Here is a 5,518-nt window from a genome sequence, read left to right on the forward strand (position 1 = left end):
CGATACTCGTCGGGGAGTCAAAGTTAATGATTATCTGCAAACTACTAACCCGAAAATTTATGCGGCCGGTGATATCTGTATGGATTGGAAATTTACCCATGCTGCCGATGCAGCCGCCCGTATTGTGATTAAAAATACTCTCTTTTCTCCCTTCGGTTTCGGACGCGATAAGCTCAGTAATTTAGTTATGCCTTGGGTCACTTACACTGACCCAGAAATTGCTCGTGTGGGCATGGATGAAACCCAAGCAAAAGCCCGGGGATTGACCACTAATACTATTAAAATTCCTTTGAGTATAGTCGATCGAGCTATCGCTGATGGCGAAACGGACGGTTTTTTAAAAATTATTCACAAACAAGGTTCCGACCAAATTTTAGGAGCCACTATCGTCGCCGCTCACGCCGGTGAGATGATTTCTGAAATTACCACCGCTATGGTTGCCAAAATCGGACTGGGTAAACTCTCTATTGTTATTCATCCCTACCCCACCCAAGCGGAAGCGATTAAAAAGGCCGCCGATGCCTATCGTCGAACTCTCTTGACTCCTAATAGTAAAAAACTCTTGGAATTGTTGACTAAATTATCGCGTTAAAATCAATGATTGCCACCGGAGAACTGCGGCAGAACTTTGAACAATTCTGGCGGGAAGCAGCCGCACAGTTGGGAAACGCCCAATCCCTCACCGAACGGGGGTCGGGGAAATGGCAAGAGTACCAGTTGGAGAAATACCAACCCCTGACGTAGCTCTGCCCTTTTTAGAATACAAGTAAACGGTGAAAACCTTCTTGCTCAAAATGGCGATCGGTGGTTAATGCTTCATTAATATTGAACTGACGCATCAATAAAAAGCTAACTGCATCACATAAAGAATAAGTCTTATCTTGCCGTGCCATCAATAGTTTGACCGCAGCACGATGTAAAGGCTCATCTATCCAAACTGTCTCGATATCTGGATTTTCTAGCAAATCGTTGATAAATTCTAGGGTAGCTAAACGCGGGTAATGGCGAACTTGAGCTAGAGCAACTAACTCTGCTAAAACGTAACTGTGGGTGCTGCTTTTACCTGCACTATCTAACAATTGGACAGCTTCTTCATGTCCTGGTTGATCACGATAGACATAGCAAAGTAACCCAGAAGTATCGAGGAGTATCACTGATTTGATGTCTCCTCATGAGTATCTCCATACTCTCTCCCTAAGTCAGCATCAATGCTTTCATTATCTGCTCCTGTCGGATAGCCGCTAATTGAGCCAGCGTGCGCTCGAAAGCGTTGACGTGCTGCTTCTTTTTCGGCTTCCGTGCGTTGGTCTTTATTTTTGTTCAAGCGATACTGTCGCTCAAGGGAAGTTGTTACTAATTCTGACAGGTCGATACCTAATATTTTAGCTTGCTGTTGCAAGGCGGCATAGACTTCATCGCTCAATTCTAGGGTTAAGACTTGACTCATTTGGCTGTACCTTCATTGTGGCTATTGATTAGATTAATTTCTTTTTTAACTCTTTGACCATTATAACCTCGGACATCAGCTTGTCTCTTCACAGTAGCACTGTAGGGTGGGTTAGCGACAGCGTAACCCACCGAATATTAGGAAATTGATGGTGCGTTACATTAACATTAACGCACCCTACGAAAGCTTATAAGTCATCTTCCGATAATCGAGCTATTTTCATAATTGATTTTAAAGTTCCAATTTTTAAGTCCTGATTGCGGTGTACAGGAATAGATAGAATTTTATCTTCATCCTCCTTTTCATAAATATGGTGACTACTGGTAATTTTTTTGAGTATCCAACCTTTTTTTTCGACAATTTTACAGAGTTTTTTCCCTGATATTGATTTCATACAGCAATTTCAATCACTTCTGACCTAGATTCAGGTTGTTTGCTTTCATTGGCAACTTCTAACCAGCCTTGTATGGCATCTTGGAGGTTATCGACAACTTCGTCCATACTATCTCCTTCTGTTATACAACCGGGCAGAGCGGGAACTTCAGCCCAGTAACCGCCTTCTTCGGCTGGATGAATAATAGCTTTGATTTTCATCAGGTTCAGAATTTTTGAAAACTTATCTCTTATTTTAATATGAATATGGAAGTTGGGTTTCCTTGCGTCAACCCAACCTACAGGCTGACTGTTACAGATTACGGCTTCGATGGTATCGGCTAAGTAGTGCGTTTTCAGCCTTGTCAGGAAAACAGGGCTGGAAATTTTCGATTCAATACAGGTATCACTTGTCCTGTACTCAGCCAATATAAGGGTTCAATCAGGTTATAGGGTTGCCATTTCTCCGAATCTCTGAGAACTGACAGGAACTCCCCGTGAATGATGCGGTTTGCCCGATTAGGACGCGGATCATTTTCTCCTAGCACTCCAAATGAAGAAATAGCGAAAAATTTTAAATTTTCTTTTGGTATTCTTCTCCTTAATATATCTGTGGTTCTTGGTAAATGAATTTCAAATAAATCAGACTCAGGATTAAGTCTTCCTGGCCAAAGCTCTATTCTTTCACATTTACTCATTGCTACTGCTAAGCGAAAGTTTTTCATTCTTTTATATTCGTCGATTAGTTTAGTTAGATTCTCCACAATACGACTATATTGTCTATCACATTCTTCTCGCTGCCATGCTGGCAACAAAATCAGACATCCTACTACATCAGGACTTAAATATTCTTGCCAAAATTCTCTGTACCAACGGTGCAGGTGCATACTAGGTTCATCAATCTCTCCTGGATAATCTTTAAAAACTAGATATAGATCTAGCTCGGTTTTAGAAAATCTTCTTTTTATTTTTATGCCGAAACAAACCTCTATTGGGATGACTGTTGGTGAAAATTCCCCCTCTAAAAGAATATTTTTCGCTTGATATTGAAGTCTAAGCGCACCATCATCACGAGGGTGAATCTCATAATCTCTCTTTTCTTGCAGAACATCCTTCAGCTTTGGCCAATAAGATAATCCAGCTAAATAAGTCGTTTTTCCAGATGCTCTAGGTCCGATAATTACAATATTGTTGCTACCCATATCAAGAAAATTGCTGAATATCTGCTACTGTAACTTAAACAAAAAACAAATCGATAAAAGTCTCAACCCCAAGTAGGGATTGGGATTTACTTCGAGAAACCCAAAATCGCTGAAACCTATATATATCAAGGAAACTAGCAGATCAAGGTTAACGTATTGTCCCGTAAGGGTTTGAGCCTTTCCGTCTGACCGAAAATGCCTAAGTCCCACTACTTGGATTCATTTTACAGAAGATCGCATAAAATAGGAAGAAAAGCCTTTTCAGCGATGCCACCGATGCAGAAACTTACACAGCGTTTAGTTCAGTGGATACCTTTTGGTACAGCCTCCCTATGGACGCTGGATTCTGTTAAACAAGGATTGACGCAGGGAGAGTGGACACAAACTCTGATTCCAACCTTCGTAACGGCGTGTTCGTCTCTCTGGGTTAAGTTTAGTGGCAAGTTTATGGAAACCCTAGAGGAAGAAGCAGAAAGACGAGGGGAAACGAGTGCTCAAACGTTGATTAGGACAATTAATAATATACCATCTAACTTGATACAACTGCGGTCAAAACGAAACTTCCTTAACAAATATTACCAGCAACTCATCTACATCTGTCGGGACTATCTTACCCAGGGATTGGATAAAGACCGCATCTTGAAGTTGGAAAAGGTATTTGTCCCACTCAAGATGGCGACCAAAGAGGCAGTACAGGTCGATCCCAAAATGATTCAGGCGGTAGATAGAAGCGCCAAGAACCCCAAAGAAAAGCAAATTTGGGACTTTTTAGCAGCCATGCAAAATGAAGCAGCTTTCCGTCCCATAGTTATTTTAGGCGCACCGGGGTCAGGGAAGACGACTTTACTCAGGCACATTGCCCTAACTTATGCTACCCAATCTCAACGCAAGATTCACCCGCAAGCACCAAAACTGATTCCCGTGTTGCTGTATCTTAGAGAGGTGAGTCAGGAAATTGAGTTGAGTCAGGAAATTGCCGCTCATAAATTGACTTTACCAGAGTTAATTACCCAACAAATTAAGGGACAACGTAAGATTGATCCCCTCAACCCACCGTTACATTGGTTTGCGGATAAATTACGTCAAAAACAATGTTTGGTACTGTTAGATGGATTGGATGAAGTTGCAGATGAAACTCAGCGCCAGAAAGTTAAAAATTGGGTAGATGAACAGATTCAAACATATCCTGATACGCTTTTTTTGCTAACCTCTAGACCTTACGGTTATAGAAGTGCGCCGCTACAAGAAAGTGTAACTGTGCTAGAGGTAAAACCGTTCAACCTTAAACAAATGCAGCAGTTTGTTAATAACTGGTATTTACAGACAGAAATTATTAGTCGTGCGGGGGAAGAAGATTTAGGGGTGCGTGAAGAGGCGAGAGAACAAGCTGAGGATTTAATTGCGCGTATCCTCAATAGTAAGCCTTTAGCAGATATGGCAGTAAATCCTTTACTACTAACCATGATTGCCACTGTACACCGGAGGGGAAGTGCTTTACCCGGTAAGAGAGTAGAACTATACAAAGAAATTTGTCAAGTATTATTAGAAAAGCGACACCGTGCTAAAAAACTTGCTATTCCCTTAATAGCCACACAAAAGCAAGCTGTATTACAAGTGTTGGCGTTGATGTTAATGCAGAATAACACCAGGGAGTTTAAATTATCAGAAAAAGCACCGTTGATTCAAGCTAAATTAAGAGAAGTAGCGAGTAGTGAAATTACAGCAGAGGAGTTTATTAAGCAGGTGAGAGATGTCTGTGGTTTGTTGGTGGAGAAAGAGAATGATGTCTATGAATTCGCTCATTTGAGTTTTCAAGAATATTTAGCAGCAGTTGAAATCAAAGAAACTCAGCAAGAGAAGCTATTACTTGACAATATTAATCACTCTTGGTGGCACGAAACTATTCGTCTTTATACGGCTCAAAGTAATGCCACTAATATAATTAGTGCTATATTGAACATGGAAGAACCGACTGTTGACACAATGGCACTTGCTTATGAATGTCGAGATGAAGGCTTAAGTGTTGATGAATATGTCAAAAATAAATTAGATGCTAAATTAGAAGAGGATTTAGAAAGTCATCCATGAGTTATAAATTATGAATTGTAAATTATCAAATTTGAATTATGAAAGACACATTTAAACAAGCAGCTAATGTTCTCTTAAAAAGGAGGCTAAATAATTTGGGCTCTTCGGGAATTGTTATGCAAATAATTAACTTAAAATAAAATTCGATGAGAGTGCCTACGCTCAAAAGTATCTGAAATCCATATAGGGAAGGACTTAAGGCATCAACAGGTTAATACCAAAAGATAGACAATCAAGTTAAGATTTGATATAATAGCCAAAAACCAGAGTATTTTACTTATGATACTTGACAAATTTTTGAACCTAAAAGGAACCTGTATTCAAGGCTATCTACACCTAGAAAATATCGGTATAGTTTGCCGAATCGAATCGAAAAATCAAAAAGCAACCTGTCCTCGTTGTGGGTTAG

Annotated in this window: 8 protein-coding genes and 1 pseudogene; 4 read left to right on the top strand and 5 right to left on the bottom strand. The window is 40.2% G+C overall.

Going from position 1 to position 5,518, the window contains the following annotated elements; genetic code table 11:
• A partial coding sequence (locus PX484_RS05180) for an oxidoreductase dimerization domain-containing protein (RefSeq protein ID WP_502882697.1) occupies window positions 1-592 on the top strand: 592 nt, incomplete at its 5' end.
• Between the two features lie 5 nt (window positions 593-597).
• Entirely contained in the window at window positions 598-744 is a 147-nt protein-coding gene (locus tag PX484_RS05185; RefSeq protein WP_002758360.1) for a hypothetical protein, read from the top strand.
• 11 nt (window positions 745-755) lie between these two features.
• On the opposite strand, the gene PX484_RS05190 is transcribed toward PX484_RS05185, so the two are convergent.
• From PX484_RS05190 to PX484_RS05210, 5 genes are all read right to left on the bottom strand, one after another.
• Complete coding sequence (locus PX484_RS05190; RefSeq protein ID WP_287767860.1) at window positions 756-1,154, bottom strand: type II toxin-antitoxin system VapC family toxin; 399 nt, start codon at window positions 1,152-1,154, stop codon at window positions 756-758.
• On the bottom strand, window positions 1,151-1,447 hold the full coding sequence (locus PX484_RS05195) for a hypothetical protein (RefSeq protein WP_288103074.1): 297 nt from the start codon (window positions 1,445-1,447) through the stop codon (window positions 1,151-1,153). The genes PX484_RS05190 and PX484_RS05195 overlap by 4 nt, the downstream gene beginning before the upstream one ends.
• A gap of 187 nt (window positions 1,448-1,634) precedes the next feature.
• On the bottom strand, window positions 1,635-1,841 hold the full coding sequence (locus tag PX484_RS05200; RefSeq protein WP_002741035.1) for a type II toxin-antitoxin system HicA family toxin: 207 nt from the start codon (window positions 1,839-1,841) through the stop codon (window positions 1,635-1,637).
• Window positions 1,838-2,041, bottom strand: a complete 204-nt coding sequence (locus PX484_RS05205; RefSeq protein ID WP_002734086.1) for a type II toxin-antitoxin system HicB family antitoxin — start codon at window positions 2,039-2,041, stop codon at window positions 1,838-1,840. Before PX484_RS05205 ends, PX484_RS05200 begins: the two co-directional genes overlap by 4 nt.
• A 143-nt stretch (window positions 2,042-2,184) precedes the next feature.
• Entirely contained in the window at window positions 2,185-3,021 is an 837-nt protein-coding gene (locus PX484_RS05210) for a hypothetical protein (protein ID WP_287767864.1), read from the bottom strand.
• Window positions 3,022-3,297: 276 nt separating this feature from the next.
• On the opposite strand from PX484_RS05210, the gene PX484_RS05215 reads away from it, so the two are divergent.
• Window positions 3,298-5,109, top strand: coding sequence for an NACHT domain-containing protein (locus tag PX484_RS05215; protein ID WP_162561076.1), 1,812 nt, complete (start codon window positions 3,298-3,300; stop codon window positions 5,107-5,109).
• Window positions 5,110-5,388: 279 nt separating this feature from the next.
• Window positions 5,389-5,518, top strand: a pseudogene (locus PX484_RS05220) (ISL3 family transposase); the annotation flags it as partial.

The sequence above is a fragment of the Microcystis sp. M49636_WE2 genome (assembly GCF_030065375.1).
Taxonomy (GTDB): domain Bacteria; phylum Cyanobacteriota; class Cyanobacteriia; order Cyanobacteriales; family Microcystaceae; genus Microcystis; species Microcystis aeruginosa_C.